Below are 19,086 nucleotides of genomic sequence, written 5' to 3'. Positions count from 1 at the left end.
CCGCCAGTTCATCGTCAAGATGCCGGTCAACGGGAACGGGCCGCGGCCGTGCGGCTCACCGAACTGCTGATCGGCCATCCCGCCAGGACCCCGGAGTGGGCCAGGATGGGGAGATGGGGATGAATCGCCGCGTTGGCGCGGTACTGGTGACCGGGTTGGCACTGGGTCTGGTGAGCGTGGTTCCGGCAGCGGCGGCGCCCGCGCTGGCCGAGCCGGTCGCGCTGGTCGCGGGTCAGGGCGCCAACGACATCAACCGCACCAGGGAACGGTTCGCGGTGCACGCCACCGATCTGGGCATCATGTGGCGGGACGGCCGGGGCCGGACCGCGATCATGTTCGGCGACACCTACGGCGCGGGCTGGGGTGGCCACGGGGCCGGGCCGGAGACCGCGGACTGGCGGTTCAACGTGCTGGCCCACTCCACCGACACCAACCTGGCCGACGGCCTGGGAATCGACTCGATGATCACCGACCGGCCAGGGCACGCCGCGGAACTGCTGCACCGCGATCCGGCGGTTTCCGAGATCACCGTCATCCCGACCGCCGGGGTGGCCGCGGGCAACCGGGACGTCGTGCACTACATGTCGATCAAGAGCTGGGGCCCGTGGACCACGAACTACGCCGGGCTCGCCTACTCCGACGACGGCGGCCGCAGCTGGGTCAAGGATCCGGCGCCGCGCTGGTCAAATTCCGGTGGTGGGGCCCGGTTCCAGCTCGGCGCGTTCGCCAAGGACGGCGGCTACACCTACCTGTTCGGCACGCCCAACGGCCGCTTTGGCGCGGCGCACCTGGCCAGGGTGCCCGAGCACCGAGTCCTGGAACTGGGTGTCTATGAGTACTGGACAGCCGACGGCTGGCAGCTCGGCGGACTGGACCGGGCGATCCCGGTCTTCGGCGGGCAGATCGGCGAGTTGTCGGTGCAGTACAACACGGTGCTGCGGCGCTGGGTCGCGCTGACCCTGGACGAGAGCCGGGCCGCGATCGTGCTGCGCACCGCGCCCGCCCCGACCGGACCGTGGACCGGCGGCCGGGTGGTGGTGCGCGGCACCGAGCACCCGGCGCTCTACGGCGCGTTCCTGCACCCGGACAGCGCGCGGAGCAACGAGATCCACTTCGTCATGTCGCAGTGGGGTCCGTATCACTCCAAGCTCATGCGGCTGCGCCTGGACCAGTCGCTGCCGGAGTCAAACCTGTTGTCCGACGGCGGTTTCGAGGACCGCCCGGCCGGTGCGGGCGCCGGTCCGTGGACGATCACCGGCAAGGGCGGCATCGACTACGGCTCGGGCCTGGCGCACACCGGGGCGAACAATGCCTGGGTGCGGGAGACCAGCGGCTGGCACGCGGTGACCCAGCGGCTCGCGGTGCGGCCGGGACAGCGCTACCGACTGACCGGTTGGGCGCGCAGTTCGGCCACCACCACCGACGGCTACTTCGGGGTGCGCCGGGACGCGGGTGTGCTGGCCGAGCGGAAGTTCGGCCACCTCGGCGACTACACCCGGCTGAGCGTGGACTTCGTCGCCGACCGCGCCGAGATCGAGGTCTTCGCCGGAGCCTGGGCCCTGGACGGCAAGGACACCTGGGCCCAGTTCGACGACCTCACCCTGGACCCGCTCTAACCCCCACCCGCCATCGTGTTGGCCGTTCTGGTACGACTCTGTTGGCGAATCGGCGGCGTGATCCACACCCCGTACAACTTGGGCCAACTGGTACGCCCACTTGAGCCAAACCGGCGTACCAGTTGGCCCAACTCGCCGGAAGATCGGCACGCCAGGGCGAATTCGCCAACAGAGTCGTACGACAACGGCCAACACGAGTTTCCGGCAGCATGATCGGTATGTCGACCTATCGCCAGGTGCTCGCGCTGCCCAGGGTCGGGCGGCTGCTCGGCTCCGCGCTGCTGGCCCGGCTCGCGGGGGAGATGCTCTCGCTCGCCCTGGTCCTGCACGTGCTGGCGGTCTCCGGTTCGCCCGCGCTGGCCGGGATCACCATGTTCGCCGCCTACGCGCCGGGTGTGCTGCTCAGCCCGCTGGCCGGGGCGGTGCTGGACCGCTTCGGCTCGGTGCGCGCGATCGCGGCAGACCAGCTGGCCAGCGCGCTGCTGATCGGCGCGATCGCTGTGCTGGCAACGGGTCCGGGCGACGCGGTGGCGCTGGTGCTGCTGGCCGCGTTGTACTCGCTGACCAGCCCGCTCAGCCTGGCCGGGATCCGCACCCTGATGCCGCGGCTGGTCCCGGACAACGCCCTGGAACGCGCCAACGCCCTGGACTCCGGCGCCTACAACCTGGTCGAGATCGCCGGCCCGGTGCTGGCCGGTGGCCTGTTCGCGCTGGCGGGTGGACAGCTCACCCTGGTCACCATCGCCGTGCTCTACGCCGGGGCCTGGCTGCTGCTGATCACGTTGCCCGCCAACGCCGGGCGCACCGCACCGGCCGCCACGGACACCGGCCTGGTCCGCTCGGCGGCGCAGGGTGTGCGGTTCGTGCTCGGCCATCCGCTGCTGCGCGCGCTGGTCCTGTCCTACGGCCTGTACCAGATCGCCTGGGGTGTGCTGACGGTCGCGGTGACCACCGCCGCCCCGGACATCGCCGGTCTGCTCTGGGGCCTGGCTGGGCTCGGCGGGATGCTCGGCGCGTTGCTGGCCGGTCACCACCTGCGCGCGGGCCGGGAACGGTTCGCGATCGTCCTCGGCATTCTCATCTCCGCGGTGGCCGCCATCCCGCTGATCGCCCTCGGCGGCACCGCCGGACTGGTGCTCGGCCTGATGCTGCTCAGCTTCGCCGCCGGTCCGGTCAACGTCGGCCTGCTGACCCTGCGCCAGCGCCGCACCGACCCGGCCTGGCTGGGCCGGGTGCTGGCGGTCTCGATCAGTCTCAACCTGGTCGGGCATCCGATCGGCTCGGCCATCGGCGGCTATCTCACCGCCGTCTCACCGATGCTGGCATTCACCGTGGCCGGAATCGCGGCGGCGCTGGGTGCGCTGCTCGCCTGGATTCTGGTGCCGCGTGGGTAAACATACCCAGTGAAAATGGGAATTCCTGGACGTGGTGGCGCCCCGGCCGAACTCGGCAAGCTGTGGCGGCAGGACGAACCAAGGAGAGAACATGCGCAACAGAACAGCCGCCGCCGTGCTGGCCGTGGGCACCCTCATGACCAGTCTGGGACTGATGACCGCGGGCACCGCGAACGCGGCCCAGGATTTCACCAATGTCAAACTCGTCCCCCGGCACGCCGCCGACGCCAACATGTGCATGGAGGTCGTCGACGCCAGCACCCAGCACGCGGCCGATGTCCGGATGGGCAACTGCAACGGTGACGCGCACCAGCGGTGGGACGTCAACCACGTGGGCGGCAACGTCTTCGAGATCGTGAACCGCAAGAGCGGCATGTGTCTGGACGTGGCCTGGGCGCACACCCACTCCGGGGCCAACGTGCTCCAGGCCAACTGCGAGCGCCGGACCAACCAGCGCTGGTGGCAGCGGGAGACCAGCGACGGTTACCGCGAATTCCTGCCCACCCACACCGGTGGCAAATGCCTGGATGTCAAGGACGCCAGCAAGCTGCACGGCGCGGACGTCATCCAGTCCGGCTGCTGGGGCGGCAACAACCAGCAGTGGAAGGCAGTCGCCTGAGCAATGGCGGAAAGGCAGGTGCGGGACTTCCCGCGCCTGCCCATTCCGGTCAGGGCCGGACGATGTATTCCGCTTTCTGGGTGCAGCGGGATTTCCGCAGGAACCGTTTGTCACAGGCCTGCAAACCGATGCCGTAGGCACGGCCGGGATCGACGCCGGTGATGGTGAACCCGGTCCCGGCCACCTCGGTGCCGATCACGTCGAAGCCGCCGGCCGACCACCAGGAGACGTTGTAGGCATCCGCGTTGCCCCAGTGCCAGCCCAGCCGGATCGTCCCTCCGATCCGGCTGGCCCGCACCAGGCACGGCCGGTCCGGGCCCACGCAGATGCCCACCTCCAGGGTGCGCAGGTAGGGCTGATCGCGCACCAGCCGGGGTGACTGACCCGGCGCGCGCACCAGGTGCCCGCCGCTGAAGTTGACGTACTCGCTGGCGCCGTCGGCGGACTGGAGTTCGATCGGCTGCCCGAGCGGTCCGGCCGCCCCGCCACTGGCCTGCCAGGCGTCGAACAGGTCTGCCGACACGGTGAACACGCCGAGCGCGGGCGCCCTGGTCAGCACCACACCCCGCTCAGTGCGCACCACCCACTCGCCCTGGGCGCTCCGCTCGACCTCGCCGAGTGGACAGCCCACCCCGTCCCGGCCGCCGCGCGCCACCCACCAGCGGTGCGCCTCCGGCTCGACCGGTCGGTTGGCACAGCCGTGCACCGCGGTGTGCTCCTGCCACACCACGAACACCAGCGAGGTCGCCGCCAGGCTCACCAGCAGCCCGGCCGAGACCAGTCGCAGCACCGGCGTTCCCTTGGCCGCCTTGACCTCCAGCGGCGGCGTCAGGCGCAGGATGGCCCGCGCGAGGCAGGTGTGCCGCCACGCCGAGAGCACCGCCAGCGGCACCACCACCAGCACCGCCGCGCTCACCGCGAAGGCCGCGGACAGCCGCTCGTACAGCGTGCCAGCCGTGGCCGCCACGCCCAGCACGGAGAACCCGGTCACCAGCGTGGTCTTGGTCAGCCGCCACCACCACGGCGCGGCCAGCAGCTGGTGCGCCCAGCGGGCGGCCACGGTCCAGACGTGTTGATCAGGGTGCGCCCGGCCCTGCCCACAGAGCCGCCCGATCGTGCGGCGCAGGCGGAAACCCAGCTGCCACCAGGCGAACTGGGCGCCGAGGATCTCACTCAGGCCCGGTCGCATCGGATCCCCTTTCGGTAGTGTCGCGCCCGGAATTCTGGGGGGTGACACGGCATGCAGGGCTACCTCAATGCCCCGATGGGCAGGCATCCGGCCCCGATGGGGCTGGTGCTGGCCTATCGCTGGCTCGCCTTCGCCTGGATGGCCCTGGTCGCCGGGGTCGGCGGCCAGTCGATCACCCCGATGCTGTCCGCGGCGGCCCTGCTGGTCACCCTGGGCTGGACGTTGTGGCTGACCCTGGCCGCCGTCCGGCGTTTCATCCCGGTGCTCGTGCTGGATCTGACCCTGGCGGTGGGGCTGGTGCTGGCGGGCGGGCTGATCCACCCGCACGGGCACGCGCTGACCAACCACCCCTCGATCACCTCGGCCTACCCGATGGCGGCGGTGGCGGCCTGGGCCGCGGTGCACCACGTGGCAGGCGGCATCGGCGCGGGCCTGGTGGTGGCCGGGGCGCTGCCGTTGTCCTACGCCCTCAACGGCGCCCCGCTGCTCGAACTGTCCTTTGTGGAGGTTCTGGAACTGACCGGCACCGCGCTGGCGCACGTGCTGCTCGGGGCCAGCGTCGGCCTGGCCGCCCGCCAGTTCACCCGGCTCGCCGAACACGCCGCCCGCGCCGGTGATCAGGCCGCCCGGCTGGCCGAGCGGGAGCGGCTGGCCGCGCGCATCCACGACGAGGTGCTGCAACAACTCGCCGCCATCCACCGCGGTGGCGCCGACCTGGCCGCGGCCGGACCGGTGGCCGCCGGGGACCTGCGGCCGCTGCTGGCCGAGATCCGCAGACAGGAGCGGAACCTGCGCAACCTCGTTGTGCCGCACCCGGAACCGGTGTCCGCGGGCGAGGTCTCACTGACCGCCGCGCTGGAGCGGCTGGCCGCCGAACACCCGGAACTGGACCTCCAGGTGGTGACCGCCGGGCCGGTGCCGGTGGCCGAGGCGGTGGCCGCCGAACTGCTCGCCGCGGTGCGCGAGGCCCTGTGCAACGTGATCAAGCACGCGCGGGCGGGCCGGGTCTGGGTCAGTGTGCTGGAGGAGGCGGGCGCGGTGACGGTGGTGGTGCGGGACAACGGCATCGGCTTCGACTTCGACGAGGACTCGCTGCGCGCGAACGGCAGGCTCGGGCTGCTGCTGAGCGTGCGGGCCCGGCTGACCCGGCTCGGCGGGGTGGCCCGCATCCACGGCAGGCCGGGCCGGGGCACCGAGGTCGAGCTGAGCCTGCCGCCGCAGCGGAGGTCGGCGTGACCGTGCTGGTGGTGGACGACCACCCGGTGACCAGGGAGGGCGTGCGAGCCGGACTGGCCAGGGCCGGGCACACCGTGCTGGAGGCCGGGGACCTGACCGCGGCCCGCCAGGCCGTGCACGCGCACCGGCCCGCGGTGGTGCTGCTGGACCTGCATCTGGCCGGTGCCGACGGTGTCGACCTGGTCGGCGAACTGCGTACGCACAGCCCGGACACCCGGATCCTGGTGCTCTCCCAGGCCCCGCTGACCGAGGTGCTGCGCGCGATCCGGGCCGGCGCGCACGGCTATGTGCCCAAGTCCGCGCCCTCGGCCGAACTCGCCGCCGCGGTCACCGCGGTGCTGGCCGGTCCGGTGTTCCCGGCCGAGCTGGCCGCCGCGATCGTGGCCGAGGCGGACCGGCCCCGGCTCACCGCGCGCGAGCTGGATGTGTTGCGCTGCCTGGCCAAGAGCTACGACAACCGGGAGATCGCGGAGGAACTGGGCATCGCGCTGCGCACTGTGCACCGGCATCTGGACGCGGTCCGGGACAAGCTCGGCACCCGCCGCCGCTCCCAGCTGGTCCGGCTGGCCGGGCAGTGGCTGCAAGGTCAGCGCGGCTGAGGCTCAGGACTCCCGGAACCGGGTGGAGCGGTCCTCCTGGGCCATCCGCCGCAGCAGCGAGACCAGCACATCGCCCAGCAACGTGATCACCACCGCGGATTCGAGGACCTCGTCCTGGCTGCCCCGCTGTTCCAGGAAACCGACGTCGAGGGCGGCGAGCTGCCCGGCCAGTCCGGCGTAGTCGTCCAGGCGGGTCAGCAGTTCGGTGTGGCCGAGTTCGGTCAGCGTGCCCAGCAGTCCGGCCAGTGCGGCCCGGGACGGGTTCTCCTCGCTGACCTGCCAGCCCAGCCGGTCGAGCAGCTCCTGCACCGGCTCGGTCGCGGGTTCGGCGTCGCCGGGTCGTTCGGTGATCGCGTAGTGCACCTGGCCGAGTGACTTGAACAGGTCCTTCTCCGGCTCGTCCACCGCTTCGAGGACCTGTTTCGCGGTGGCGATCGGCAGCCGTCCGAGATCGACCAGCGCGCGCACCAGGCGTAGTCGCCGCAGGTGTTCCTCGGCGTAGTGCACCTGGTTGTAGCCGGCGCGTTCGCCGTAGGGCAGCAGGCCCTCGCGTTGGTAGTACTTGATCGTCGGGACCGGGATTCCGGTGAGCCGGCTCAGGTCGCCGATGCGCACAGCAGCCTCCTTGATACTTCGGCTATCGATAGCTAGTGTATCGATAGCGCGCGGTCAGAGAGACAGTAGTTCTCGCCTGGAGGTCTGAGATGTTCCGCCCTGCCTTACTCCCGATCCGGCACTGGCACCGTCCGCTGCTGATCGCCACCGCGTTGATGGCGCTGGCCACGGTGCTCTCGCTGGCCGGCCTGGCCCTGGATGACCGGGTGCTGCGCGGTGAGCCGATCTGGGGCAAACCGCTCAAGTTCGCGGTGTCCCTGCTGTTCTACCTGCCCACCTGGGCCTGGATGCTGTCCCTGCAACAGAAGCGCCGCCGCTGGACCTGGTGGACGGCCACCGCCATCGCGGTGCTGGTCACCCTGGAAGTGGTGATCATCGTATTCCAGGTGGTGCGCGGCCAGGGCAGCCATTTCAACAACGGCACCCCGTTCGACGCCGCGCTGTTCCAGCTGATGGGCTCCATGATCACGCTGGCCTGGCTGCTCAACATGGCCCAGGGCGTCGTCCTGCTCAAGGACCGGCTGCCGGACCGGCCGATGGCCTGGGCGATCCGCGGCGGCATCGTGCTCGGCTCGGTCGGCATCGGCCTGGCCTTCCTGATGACCGGTCCCACCACGGACCAGCTCCAGGTGCTGCAACAGGGCCTGCACCAGCCCACCGTCGGCGCGCACAGCGTCGGCGTGCCCGACGGCGGGCCGGGGATGCCGCTGACCGGGTGGAGCCTGACCGGCGGTGACCTGCGCATCCCGCATTTCATCGGCATCCACGCCATGCAGGCCCTGCCGGTGCTGGCGTTGCTGCTGGGGATCGGCGCCCGGCGCAGGCCGCGGCTGGCTGATCCGCTGACCCGCTCCCGCCTGGTCTGGCTGGGGACCGGGACCTACGCGGGTGTGATCGCGCTGGTGACCTGGCAGGCGTTGCGCGGGCAGTCGATCGCCGCGCCGGACGGGTTGACGCTGGCCGCGCTGGGGGTGCTGGTGCTCGGGACCGCCGTGCTCGCCGGGGTCATCCTGCGCCGGGCGCCTGCCGGGCTGCCGGAACCCGAGCTGGTCACCACCCGCTGACGCGCCGCCGCCCCCGCTGCCGCACCGGCGGCGGGGGTCAGGTGATGATCCCGGCCCGTAGCGCCATGGTGACCAGCAGCGCGCGGTCGCCGGAGCCCAGCCTGCGGCCGATCCGCCACAGGTGGGTGTCCACGGTGCGCGCGGACAGGCCGAGTTCCCCGCCGATGTCCTTGTTGGACCGGCCGTCGGCGACCAGGCGCAGCACGTCGATCTCCCGGTTGGTCAGTTCCCACACCGGATCCGGCACCGCCACCTCGCGGCCGGGCCGGAGCAGGTAGCCCTGCGCGCCCGCCTGGAAGGCCGCGGCCACCGCCAGGGGTTCCTCCGGCGAGACCACCACCAGCACCTGCGGCCAGCCGCGGGACTTCAGCTCGCGGACCAGGCGGATGCCCTCGGTGTCCGGTGGGATCAGGTCGATCACGGCCAGCGCGCACGGTCCGGCCAGCGCGGCGAACTCCAGCCCTGCCGCGGCCGAGGCGGCCTGGTGCACCTGGCCGATCCGCAGATCGTGCAGTCGCGGCGTCATGGTCCGGCGCATCAGGGTCTCGCCGACCAGTAACACCGTCCCGGTCGACGCGTTCCGGTGCAGCGTCGGCGCGGCTCCGTCACCCCCCAGCGTGTTCATGTCCTCTCGATACCGGAGGGCCACACGCTGTGTACGCGGTTTGCTCGACACTCACTCCAACGAGTGGGTCGCGGCCGGGTTACCCAGGTGGGTGCTGGGTGCGGTAGGTGAGGCTGACCTCGGTGGCGGCCCGTTCGGCCACCACCACGGTGCCGTCGCCGACCATGATCGCCCGGTCGTCCACCAGGGGGTTGCCCGCCTCGTCCCGGCTCAGGCGGCGGCTCAGCAGCGCGGGCGAACCGACCGGGCGGTCGAGCAGCGTGGCCTCGCGTTCGGTCAGCGCGACCGCCTGCAGCCGTTCCTCGGCGCTGGTCACCGGGCGGCCCAGGCGTTCGCCGAGCAGCCGGTACAGCGAGTGGTCCCGCAACTCGGCCACGTCCAGCAGCCCGCCCAACCGTTCGGTCAGGAAAGAGGTCTGCAACAGCAACGGCACCACCGGCGCGCCCGGTTCGGGGCTGGCGCTGCGCAGGCGGTCCACGGCCAGCACCCGGGCGCCGGGGGGCAGGCCGAGTCGGGCGGCCACCTCCTCGGGCGCGCTGACCAGGTCGGCGGAGAGCACCTCGGTGCGCAGGTCCAGGCCCTGTCCGGTCAGTTCCTCGGACAGGCTGCGCAGCCCGGTCAGGTGGTAGGCGAACCCGGGCTGCCGGACGAAGGTGCCGGTGCCGGGCCGGGCCTCGACCAGGCCGTCGTCCTGGAGCGCGCGCAGGGCCTGGCGCACGGTCATCAGGGTGACGCCGAAGCGGTCGGCGAGCTGGCGCTGCGGGGGTAGCGCGGCCCCCGGCTGGTGCGTGCCGTCGCTGATCTCGGCGGCCAGCGCACGGTAGATGGCCAGGTATTTCGGCACCCGCTGGTCGTAGCCGGTGGTCTGCTCGGTCACCGGGGGAGTGTAATCCACGCACTAGAGTGCTAGAGTTCTAGAACTGTGAGGACTGACAAGCTGATGGGGCAGCCCGACGCCACCGGTCGCTTCGGCGAGTTCGGCGGCCGGTTCCTGCCGGAAGCACTGGTCCCGGCCTGCCGGGAGGTCGAGGAGGCATTCCTCGACGCGTGGCACGATCCGGCGTTCGTCGCCGAGTACCACCGGTTGCTGGCCACCTATGTGGGCAGGCCGACGCCGCTGACCGAGTGCGTGCGACTGGGGGAGCGACTGGGAATCCGGCTGCTGCTCAAGCGGGAGGACCTCGCGCACACCGGCTCGCACAAGATCAACAATGTGCTGGGGCAGGCGCTGCTGGCCAAGCGGATGGGCCGCACCAAGCTGATCGCGGAGACCGGCGCCGGCCAGCACGGGGTGGCCACCGCCACCGCAGCCGCGCTGCTCGGCCTGGCGTGCACCGTGCACATGGGGCACACCGACATGCGGCGGCAGGAGCTGAACGTCTTCCGGATGGAGCTGCTCGGCGCCGAGGTGGTCCCGGCCGGGGTGCCAGGGACGGCGGGCACGTTGAAGGAGGCCACCAACGCCGCGCTGCGGGCCTGGGTCAGCGAAACCAAGACCGCGCACTACTGCCTCGGTTCGGTGCTCGGCCCGCACCCGTACCCGTACCTGGTGCGCGAACTGCAGCGGGTGATCGGCGACGAGGCCCGTGCCCAGGCCGCCGAACTGCTGCCGGACGGCGTCCCCGATGTCGTGGTGGCCTGCGTGGGCGGCGGTTCCAACGCGGCGGGCACCTTCGCCGGGTTCGTGGACACTCCCGCCGAACTCATCGGCGTGGAGGCCGCGGGCGGGGCGGCGGTCAGCACCGGCACCCCCGGCATCCTGCACGGCTTCCGCTCGCACTTCCTGCAGCAGGGCGTGCAGATCGCCGAGGCGCACTCGATCTCGGCCGGCCTGGACTACCCGGGCATCGGCCCCGAGCACATGCACCTGGCCGCCACCGGCCGGGTCCGCTACCCCACGGTCACCGATGAGGAGGCCCTGGCCGCGGTCCGGCTGCTGGCCGTCACCGAGGGCATCCTGCCCGCACTGGAATCCGCGCACGCGCTGGCCTGGATCCAGCGCGCGGCCGGGACTCCCGAGCTGCCCGCCGGAAGCACCGTGCTGCTGACCCTGTCCGGTCGCGGCGACAAGGATGTCCACCAGATCCGGGAGAACCTCGCATGCTGACCCTGCCCCGCGACCGCAAACTGCTGATCCCCTACCTGATGGGCGGCATGTCCGCGGACTGGCTGGACGTGGCCCGCGCGCTGGCCGCCGCCGGCGCCGACGCCCTGGAGATCGGCCTCCCGTTCTCCGACCCCATGGTCGACGGCCCGGTCGTGCAACGCGCCGCCGCCGCGGCCCTGACCCGCGGCGCGACCCCGGAGACAGTCCTCAACGAACTGTCCACAGTGGACATCGGGGTGCCGCTGGTCGCCATGACCTACGCGAATGTCGCCCTGGGCATCCCGGACTTCCCGGCCCGCCTGGCCGAGGCCGGGATCAGCGGCGTGATCGTCTCGGACCTGCCCCTGGAGGAGAGCGGGGAGTTCCGCGCGGCGGCCGAACGGGCCGGGGTCAGCGTGGTGCTGCTCGGCGCCCCCGACTGCGCGGACGACCGGCTGGCCCGGATCTGCGCCGCCAGCAGGGGATTCGTGTACTCCATGACCGCCATGCGCACCACCGGCGAACACACCCGGCTGGCCGCGGAGGCCAAGGACACCGTCACCCGGCTGCGCAGGCACGCCACCGTGCCGGTGATCGCCGGGTTCGGCATCGGCACCCCGGAACTGGCCACCGAGATCTGCGCCGCGGCCGACGGTGTGGTGGTCGGCTCGGCCCTGGTCCGGGAACTCCTCGACGGCGCCGGGACGGCGGCGGTGGCCGAGCGGGTGCGTGGCTTCCGGGCGGCGCTGGACCGGGTGGCCTGAAATCCGCAGCCCTACCGACCGTTCGGTAAAGGCGCGGACGCGGGTGCCTTGAAATCCGCGTCCCTACCGACCGTTCGGTAAAGGCGCGGACGCGGGTGCCTTGAAATCCGCGTCCCTACCGACCGTTTGGTAGAGACGCGGACTGGGGTGGCTAGGAATTTGTGCCCCTACCGACCGTTCGGTAAGGATGCGGGCCCGGGTGGCCTGAAGCCCGCGTCTCCACCGACCGTTCGGTAGGGACGCGGGCGGAGGCGCCGGGCCGGGTGCGATTCGCCGATCGGGTGACCCGTCGCCGGAACGCCCCGGCCCGGCCCGCCGCGACTCCTACTGTGTCCTGACTCGGCAGCCACCGCAGAGGAGTCAGGCATGGCCCGGCGCACCGCAACGGGTTTCGCACTCGCGGGCGCCGGGGTGGTGCTCGGCGTCCTGCTGGCCACCCTCGGCGGCACGCTCTGGCACGGCCCGGACCTGGACACCGCGCAGAAGCTCAGCACCATCCTGGGTGTGCTGGTCAGCGCGGCCTCCCTGGCCGTCGGGGTGGCCACCTTCCGCCGTCAACGCAAGCCACCCGCGCCGGACCTGACCCGGTTCGCCGAGGACGTGCGGTCCCGCTGGGACACCGAGGCCGCCGTCCGCGGGGTACGCCGCCCGGCCCCGATCCGGGTGCGCTGGGCGTCCACCACCCTCCCGGTGGCCGCCTCGGCGAGCGCCGAGCTGTCCGGAGACATCCTTGACGCCGCAACGGGATTCCGCACCCTGCCACATCCGCAACTGGTCATCCTCGGTGAGCCGGGCGGCGGCAAGTCCACCCTGGCCCTGCTGTTGCTGCTGGACCTGCTGAATACCCGCGACGAGACAGATCCAGTGCCGTTCCTGGTGCAGGTCGGCTCCTGGCACTGGGAGAAATCGCTCTACGAATGGCTGGCCGAGGGACTGGCCAGGGAACACACCGCACTCGGCGATGTCCAAGCCTGCCAACGATTACTGGCCGCCGGCCGGATCCTGCCGATCCTGGACGGCTTCGACGAACTGCCGCCCGAGCACCTGCCGTCCGCCCTGGAGGGCATCAACCTCGCCGTGGACGGCGGCAAACCGCTGATCCTCACCTGCCGCACCACCGAGTACCGCGAGCTGATCGAGGACACCGAGTCACCACTGGCCGGGGCGGCGGTGATCGAGCTGGAACCGGTGTCCGCCAACGACATCCTCGCCTACCTGGACACCAACCCACTGACCGCCCAACGCTGGCGCCCAGTGCTGCTCCGCCTGCGCTCCGAACCCGCCGGTGAGCTGGCCACCGTGCTGGCGACCCCGCTGATGCTCTCGCTGGCCCGCACCCTCTACGCCGACCCGGCCACCGATCCGGCCGACCTGCTGCGACTCCCGCACCGCACCGCGATCGAACACCACCTCCTCGACGGCCTCATCCCCACCCTGTACCGGGATGGCGGCCACCACTCGGACGACGTCGAGCGATGGATGATCTTCCTGGCCCGGTACCAGGACCGCTGGAACATCGTCGGCATCGACTGGTGGGACCTGCATTTCGCACTCCCGCCGCTGCGGAGCTGGCTGTTGCGGCTGCTGCACCCCCTGGTTGGGCTCGGCGCCATGCTCGGCCTGGTGCTCGGGGTGTGGTCCGCGGACTGGCTGGACGGCACGCCCCGGGCCGTGCTCGGTGCCACCCTCGGCGCGGCCGCCGGTCTGGTGGCCACCTGGTGGGCGACCCCGAGGTTCCCGAACCCGGTGAGCAGGGCCGGGCTCCGACGCGCCCGGCGGAGAGCCCTGGCTTGGGCGATCGCGACCGCGGTGGCGATCGGGGTGGTGCTGTTCGTGCTGCCGATGCGGCAGGCCGCGGAGCCGGGGACCCGGGCGCTGATCATTGTCGTGCTGGTCGTGTTCCTGGCCGCCTTGGTGGGCCTGACCCGGTACGGCATCGTCATGGGCGACATGCCGGTCGACTTCGACCGGGAGCCGCAGGCCGTGCTGCGGGCGGACCGGTCCTACGCCCGCAGTCAGCACCTGGTGCTGGTGCTGTTCGGCCTGCTCGGGCTCGCCATCGCCGGGCAGCAAGCGGGTCCGGCCGGTGTGGTCGTGCTGGCCTTCACCTGCCTGACCCTGCGACTGCGGTTCGCCTCCGCCTCCTTCACCCTCACCCGCTGGCTGCTCGCCCTCGACGGCAGCCTGCCCCGCGACCTGCTCGCCTTCCTGCACGAGGCCCACCAGCGCGGCCTGCTCCGCCGCAGCGGCCCCGGCTACGAGTTCCGGCACCGGCTTCTGCTGCTCAGACTGGCCGAGCGGGGACGGCTACGCTCGATGCGTGCACCTGCTGATCGTGGATGACGAGGAGGCCGTGCGGGACTCGCTGTCCCGGACGCTGCGATTCGAGGGCTACACCGTCTCCCTGGCCGCCGACGGCGCCGAGGCGCTGGCCCGGATCCGGGCGGAGAAGTTCGACGGCGTGATCCTCGACGTGATGATGCCGGTGCGCAACGGCCTGGACAGCTGCCGGGATCTGCGGGCCGAGGGCAACTTCGTGCCCGTCCTCATGCTCACCGCCAGGGACGAGGTCGCCGACCGGGTGGCCGGGCTGGACGCGGGCGCCGACGACTACCTGGTGAAACCCTTCGCCCTGCAGGAACTGCTGGCCAGGGTGCGGGCCATGCTGCGGCGGGCGGGGCAGGGACCGGCCGAGCCGGACGCCGCGCCACCGCCGAGCGCGGGGGAGTCGCTGACCTTCGGCGACCTGGTGCTGCACCCGGGCACCAGGGAGGTCAACCGGGCCGGCCGGCAGCTGCGGCTGACCAGGACCGAGTTCGCCATCCTGGAGACCTTCCTGCGGCATCCGCGGCTGGTGCTCACCCGGACCCTGGTCTTCGAGCAGGTCTGGGGCTACGACTTCGGCTCGGCTTCCAACGGCCTGGACGTCTACGTCGGCTACCTGCGGCGCAAGCTGGAGGCGCAGGGCGAACCCCGGCTGCTGCACACCGTGCGCGGGGTCGGCTACGTGCTGCGCGAGGAACCGCTGTGAGCACCTGGCTGGCCCGGCTGCGCGCGGCCCGCTGGCGCGAGCTGTCCCTGCGCGGACGGCTGATCGTGCTGGTCGCCGGGGCGGTCGCGGTGGCGGTGGCCGCGGTGTCGCTGGGCTCCTGGCTGCTGGTGCGGGCCAAGCTGGAGCAGAACTTCGACAACCAGCTGCGCTCCTACAGCCAGCTCGCCGGGGACCGGGCCACCCCGAAGGACGCCCTGGACGCACTGCACGACGTGGACCGGCCCGAGGGCGACAGCGACGGCAGACGGCCCCGGCCGGACCGGACCGGGGACATCTTCGTGCAGTTCCTCGACCCTGGCGGCACCCCGGTGCGCTTCGCCGGGCGGGAGGAGGCGGTGCCGGTCAGCGCGGGCGCGGCCAAGGTCGCCGACCGCTCGATCGCGGAGTTCAGCGAGGACCGGCTGCTGGACAACGACCTCTACCGGGTGTGGACCGCGCCCCGGCCCGACGGCGGCGCGGTGCAGGTCGGCAAGGAGATCCAGGGACTGCGGGAAACCCTGGGCGTGCTGGGGTTCTGGCACATCCTGGTCTGCCTGGCCGGGGTGGCGGTGGCGGCCGGGGTCGGGCTGATCGTGGCCCGCACCGCGTTGCGGCCGGTGGACGCGCTCACCGCCGGGGCCGAGCGGGTGGCCCGCACCCAGGACCTGGACCAGGGCATCTCCGTGCAGGGCACCGGCGAGATCGCCCGGCTGGCCGAGGCGTTCAACGCGATGCTGGCCGCGCTGGCGGTGTCCAGGGACGCCCAGCGCCGCCTGGTCGAGGACGCCGGGCACGAGCTGCGCACCCCGCTGACCAGTCTGCGCAACAACATCGAACTGCTCGCGCACGCCACCCGGCAGACCGATCCGGCCCGGGTGCTGCCAGCCGAGGACCGGGACCGGCTGCTCACCGACCTGGAGGTGCAGGCGGGCGAGCTGACCTCGCTGGTCAGCGAACTGGTCGAACTGGCCAAGACCGACCGCTCGACCGAACCCGAGCGCCGGGTGGACCTGGCCGAGGTGGTGGCCGCCGCGGTGGAACGGGTCCGGCCGCGCGCCCCCAACCTGCTCTTCCGCACCGACCTGCGCTCGGCGGAGATCATCGGCAGGCCGCGCTCGCTGCAACGGGCGGTGCTGAACCTGCTGGACAACGCGGCCAAGTGGAGTCCGCTGGGCGGCACGGTCACGGTGACCCTGGAGACCGGCGGCGACCAGGTGCGGATCGTGGTCGACGACGAGGGCCCCGGCATCCCCGAGGCCGATCTGCCGCACGTCTTCCAGCGCTTCTACCGGGCCGACACCGCCCGCGCGCTGCCCGGTTCCGGCCTCGGCCTGGCCATCGTGGACCAGATCGCCACCCTGCACGGCGGCAGCGCCACCGCCAGCCGGAACGCCGTCGGCGGGGCCAGGGTCTCGCTCACCCTGCCCGCGGCCGCCACGGACTCTTAACCAAACCCCGGGTGATCTCTCATCGTCCCTTCATGATCGCCGCGAACCCTCGGGTAGGTGACCACCACCAGCAGGACGATCACCCGGGCGGGCCCCGCGCCGGTCGCGTTCACGCTGCTCGGCCTGGCCACCCTGCTGGTCGGCTACCTGGGCTTCGCCTACACCGTCGAGGTCGATCCGCTGTGGGACCCGGTCAGTGACTACACCTTCCACTCCACGGCGCTGTTCCTCATCGCCCAGCTCTGCATCCTCGTCGGCGGCGGGCTGATCCTGACCCGGCTGCCCGTGGACCGGCCCGCCGGGATCTTCCTCGGACTGTGGGCTGGCGGACTGGCCTCGGTGGCGGTGTTCCCCGGCAACGTGAGCAGCACGGTGTCCACTGTGTCCGGTGAGATCCACCGCTTCGGCGGCGCGTTGTTCATGACCGCTCTGCCGGTGGCCGCGTTGCGGATCGCGCATGTGCTCACCACCGCCGGACGCCAGGTGCTTTCCCTGCGCCGGGTGCGGTGGGCCGCGGTGGCCACCCTGCTCACCGCCGCAGCCTTCGGCCTGGCCCAGGTGATCCCGGCGCTGCCGCAGGGCGCGCTGCAGCGGGTCGCACTGATCGCGCACGGGCTGCTGCTGATCTCGCTGGCCCCATTGATGCGGAGCGTCACCCGGTGAGCATGATCCCGCTCGCTGTTCTCCTGGCGCTGCTGGCCGCCTGCCTGTTCGCGGCCGCGGTGTCCTTGCAGCACTCCGCGGTGCGCGGCCACGACGCCGACGGCTCACTCACCCTGCGCGGCCTGGCCGGCACGGTCCGCTCGCGCGGCTGGCTCACCGGCACCGGGTTCGCCGTGCTCGGCAGCGGCCTGCACGTGCTCGCGCTGGCCTTGGCGCCCATGGTGATCGTGCAACCCCTCGGGGTGCTGAGCCTGGTGCTGACCGTGGTCTTCACCGCCCGCGCCCGGCGGCAGCCGATCGCGGCGCCGGTGCGGCTGGCCGTGTTCGCGGTGTGCGGCGGGGTGTTCGGCTTCGTCGCGCTGGCCGTCTCGCCCGCGGTGGTCACGGCGGTCGCGGTGCCCGGCGCGGTGCACCTGGCCGCGTTCGGCGCGCTGCTGGTGGCCGTGGCCGGTCTGCGGGTGCGCGGTCCGGCCCGCTGTGCCGTGCTCGCCGCCTCCGCCGCCGTCCTTTTTGGACTCGGTTCGGTGCTCACCAAATCCGCCACCGGCCAGCTGTTCACCGCCGACCCGCAGTGGGGCGGCCTGCTGATCGCCGCGGAGGCCGGGCTGCTGCTGGCCGTCGGCGGCTGGGTGATGCACCAGGCCTACGCCGCCGGACCGACCGCGGTGGTGGTCGGCGCGATCACCGTGCTGGACCCGCTGACCGCGGTCAGCACCGGCCTGCTGCTCTACGGCGAGGCCGCCTACCTCACTCCCGCCACCGCCGCCGGGCAGGCCGCGCTCGCGCTGCTGGCCGTCGGCGGCGTGGTGGTGCTGGCCCGATCCGTGCCAGACCAACGAGAAGCCGAAGCCGTCGCACCAGAGGAGCACGCGATGTCGTCACGCCGCACCGGGTCCGGGCTGCGGATCGTCCTGGGCGCGGACACCTTCCCGCCCGATGTCAACGGCGCGGCCAACTTCGCCGGCCGGCTGGCTCACGGCCTGGCCGCGCGTGGCCACGACGTGCACGTGCTCTGCCCCTCGCCCGGCGGCGAGCCGGGCACCGTGACCGACGGCGGGATCACCATCCACCACCTGCCCTCGGTGCGCACCCCGTTCCACCCCGACTTCCGGATCAGCCTGCCCTGGCAGACCCGCAAGGCCGCGGACCTGCTGGCCGGGCTGGACCCGGACGTGGTGCACGTGCAGTCACATTTCCCGGTCGGCCGCGCCGTGCTGCGCGCGGCCACCGCCCGGCAGGTGCCGACGGTGGCCACCAACCACTTCATGCCGGAGAACCTGTTCGGCTACCTCAAGATCCCGGCCGCGCTGCGCCGTTCACTGGCCCGGCTGGGCTGGCGCGACCTGGTCCGGGTCTACCGGGAGGCAGGCATCGTCACCGCGCCCACCCCACGCGCGGTGAACCTGTTGACCGCCAACCACTTCCCCGGTAAGCCGAGGGCGATCTCCTGCGGGATCGACATCGAGCACTACGCCGCCCCGCGCGCGCAGAAGTCCACAGTGGACACCTCGGTGCTCTTCGTCGGCCGCCTGGACGCGGAGAAGAACGTGCACGAGCTGATCCACGCGGTGTCCCGGATCCCCGGCCTGCGCGCCGAACTCATCGGCGACGGGTTCTGCCGCACCCGCCTGGAAAGCCTGGCCGCCGAGCTGGGCGTCACCGACCGGGTGCGCTTCCGCGGCGTGGTCTCCGACGAGGACCTGGTCCAGGCCTACCGCCGCAACGACATCTTCTGCATGCCCGGCACCGCCGAACTGCAAAGCCTGGCCACCATGGAGGCCATGGCCGCAGGCCTGCCGGTGGTCGCCGCCGACGCGATGGCACTGCCGCACCTGGTCCACCCCGGCGTCAACGGCCACCTGTACCCACCGGCCGACCTGGACACCCTCACCGGCCACCTGGCCGCCCTGGCCGCCAACCCGGACCAGCGGGCCACCATGGGCGCGGCCAGCTCCCAGCTGATCACCCGGCACGCCCTGGACACCACCCTGGCCACCTTCGAGCAGGTCTACGCCGAACTGATCGCCCCGCGCACACCGGTTCGTGTGCTCACCGGCGCGGCCTGACCCACACCCGCCGAGTTGGCCCAAGTCGTACGCCGAGTTGGCCCAAGTGGTCGTCCCACTTGGGCCAACTC

General features: G+C 72.2%; 17 protein-coding genes. 13 read left to right on the top strand and 4 right to left on the bottom strand.

What is annotated here, in order from left to right; genetic code table 11:
* Positions 1 to 119 precede the first annotated feature (119 nt).
* From ACTOWY_RS17265 to ACTOWY_RS17255, 3 genes are all read left to right on the top strand, one after another.
* Positions 120 to 1,616, top strand: a complete 1,497-nt coding sequence (locus tag ACTOWY_RS17265) for a DUF4185 domain-containing protein (RefSeq protein WP_441310643.1) — start codon at positions 120 to 122, stop codon at positions 1,614 to 1,616.
* Positions 1,617 to 1,834: 218 nt separating this feature from the next.
* The gene (locus tag ACTOWY_RS17260) at positions 1,835 to 3,010 is read left to right on the top strand and encodes an MFS transporter (RefSeq protein ID WP_441310642.1); all 1,176 of its coding nucleotides are present in this window, start codon (positions 1,835 to 1,837) and stop codon (positions 3,008 to 3,010) included.
* A 91-nt stretch (positions 3,011 to 3,101) separates the two neighbouring features.
* On the top strand, positions 3,102 to 3,629 hold the full coding sequence (locus ACTOWY_RS17255; protein ID WP_441310641.1) for an RICIN domain-containing protein: 528 nt from the start codon (positions 3,102 to 3,104) through the stop codon (positions 3,627 to 3,629).
* A gap of 49 nt (positions 3,630 to 3,678) precedes the next feature.
* Here the strand turns inward: ACTOWY_RS17255 and ACTOWY_RS17250 are convergent, their stop codons facing one another.
* Positions 3,679 to 4,818 carry a hypothetical protein gene (locus ACTOWY_RS17250; RefSeq protein WP_441310640.1) on the bottom strand — a complete coding sequence of 380 codons (1,140 nt, stop codon included), beginning with the start codon at positions 4,816 to 4,818 and terminating at the stop codon, positions 3,679 to 3,681.
* A gap of 51 nt (positions 4,819 to 4,869) precedes the next feature.
* Here ACTOWY_RS17250 and ACTOWY_RS17245 point away from each other — a divergent pair, with 51 nt between their 5' ends.
* Complete coding sequence (locus ACTOWY_RS17245; RefSeq protein ID WP_441310639.1) at positions 4,870 to 6,054, top strand: sensor histidine kinase; 1,185 nt, start codon at positions 4,870 to 4,872, stop codon at positions 6,052 to 6,054.
* The gene (locus tag ACTOWY_RS17240; protein WP_441310638.1) at positions 6,051 to 6,653 is read left to right on the top strand and encodes a response regulator transcription factor; all 603 of its coding nucleotides are present in this window, start codon (positions 6,051 to 6,053) and stop codon (positions 6,651 to 6,653) included. Before ACTOWY_RS17245 ends, ACTOWY_RS17240 begins: the two co-directional genes overlap by 4 nt.
* A gap of 3 nt (positions 6,654 to 6,656) precedes the next feature.
* Here the strand turns inward: ACTOWY_RS17240 and ACTOWY_RS17235 are convergent, their stop codons facing one another.
* Positions 6,657 to 7,268 (bottom strand): MerR family transcriptional regulator, encoded by a 612-nt coding sequence (locus tag ACTOWY_RS17235; RefSeq protein ID WP_441310637.1) that lies wholly within the window; start codon positions 7,266 to 7,268, stop codon positions 6,657 to 6,659.
* An 89-nt stretch (positions 7,269 to 7,357) separates the two neighbouring features.
* Between ACTOWY_RS17235 and ACTOWY_RS17230 the strand changes: the two genes are divergently transcribed.
* Positions 7,358 to 8,332, top strand: a complete 975-nt coding sequence (locus ACTOWY_RS17230) for a hypothetical protein (RefSeq protein ID WP_441310636.1) — start codon at positions 7,358 to 7,360, stop codon at positions 8,330 to 8,332.
* Positions 8,333 to 8,369: 37 nt separating this feature from the next.
* Here ACTOWY_RS17230 and ACTOWY_RS17225 read toward each other — a convergent pair whose 3' ends face one another.
* Both ACTOWY_RS17225 and ACTOWY_RS17220 read right to left on the bottom strand, forming a co-directional pair.
* Positions 8,370 to 8,957, bottom strand: coding sequence for a response regulator transcription factor (locus tag ACTOWY_RS17225; protein WP_441310635.1), 588 nt, complete (start codon positions 8,955 to 8,957; stop codon positions 8,370 to 8,372).
* A gap of 79 nt (positions 8,958 to 9,036) precedes the next feature.
* Complete coding sequence (locus tag ACTOWY_RS17220; RefSeq protein WP_441310634.1) at positions 9,037 to 9,834, bottom strand: GntR family transcriptional regulator; 798 nt, start codon at positions 9,832 to 9,834, stop codon at positions 9,037 to 9,039.
* A gap of 45 nt (positions 9,835 to 9,879) precedes the next feature.
* Here ACTOWY_RS17220 and trpB point away from each other — a divergent pair, with 45 nt between their 5' ends.
* The 7 genes from trpB to ACTOWY_RS17185 all read left to right on the top strand — a co-directional run bounded on the left by trpB (position 9,880) and on the right by ACTOWY_RS17185 (position 19,015).
* Positions 9,880 to 11,064, top strand: a complete 1,185-nt coding sequence (gene trpB, locus ACTOWY_RS17215) for a tryptophan synthase subunit beta (protein WP_441310633.1) — start codon at positions 9,880 to 9,882, stop codon at positions 11,062 to 11,064.
* Positions 11,058 to 11,807, top strand: a complete 750-nt coding sequence (gene trpA, locus ACTOWY_RS17210) for a tryptophan synthase subunit alpha (RefSeq protein ID WP_441310632.1) — start codon at positions 11,058 to 11,060, stop codon at positions 11,805 to 11,807. Before trpB ends, trpA begins: the two co-directional genes overlap by 7 nt.
* A gap of 366 nt (positions 11,808 to 12,173) precedes the next feature.
* The gene (locus tag ACTOWY_RS17205; RefSeq protein WP_441310631.1) at positions 12,174 to 14,150 is read left to right on the top strand and encodes an NACHT domain-containing protein; all 1,977 of its coding nucleotides are present in this window, start codon (positions 12,174 to 12,176) and stop codon (positions 14,148 to 14,150) included.
* On the top strand, positions 14,128 to 14,838 hold the full coding sequence (locus tag ACTOWY_RS17200; RefSeq protein WP_247761874.1) for a response regulator transcription factor: 711 nt from the start codon (positions 14,128 to 14,130) through the stop codon (positions 14,836 to 14,838). The genes ACTOWY_RS17205 and ACTOWY_RS17200 overlap by 23 nt, the downstream gene beginning before the upstream one ends.
* The gene (locus tag ACTOWY_RS17195; RefSeq protein WP_441310630.1) at positions 14,835 to 16,286 is read left to right on the top strand and encodes a HAMP domain-containing sensor histidine kinase; all 1,452 of its coding nucleotides are present in this window, start codon (positions 14,835 to 14,837) and stop codon (positions 16,284 to 16,286) included. Before ACTOWY_RS17200 ends, ACTOWY_RS17195 begins: the two co-directional genes overlap by 4 nt.
* A gap of 57 nt (positions 16,287 to 16,343) precedes the next feature.
* Positions 16,344 to 16,949, top strand: a complete 606-nt coding sequence (locus tag ACTOWY_RS17190) for a DUF998 domain-containing protein (RefSeq protein ID WP_441310629.1) — start codon at positions 16,344 to 16,346, stop codon at positions 16,947 to 16,949.
* 2 nt (positions 16,950 to 16,951) lie between these two features.
* Positions 16,952 to 19,015, top strand: a complete 2,064-nt coding sequence (locus ACTOWY_RS17185; protein ID WP_441310734.1) for a glycosyltransferase — start codon at positions 16,952 to 16,954, stop codon at positions 19,013 to 19,015.
* Positions 19,016 to 19,086 lie beyond the last annotated feature (71 nt).

The organism is Crossiella sp. CA198, from assembly GCF_052078295.1.
GTDB lineage: Bacteria > Actinomycetota > Actinomycetes > Mycobacteriales > Pseudonocardiaceae > Crossiella.
The sequence above is the reverse complement of the archived record's forward strand: the minus strand, read 5'-3'. Positions and strand labels throughout refer to the sequence as shown.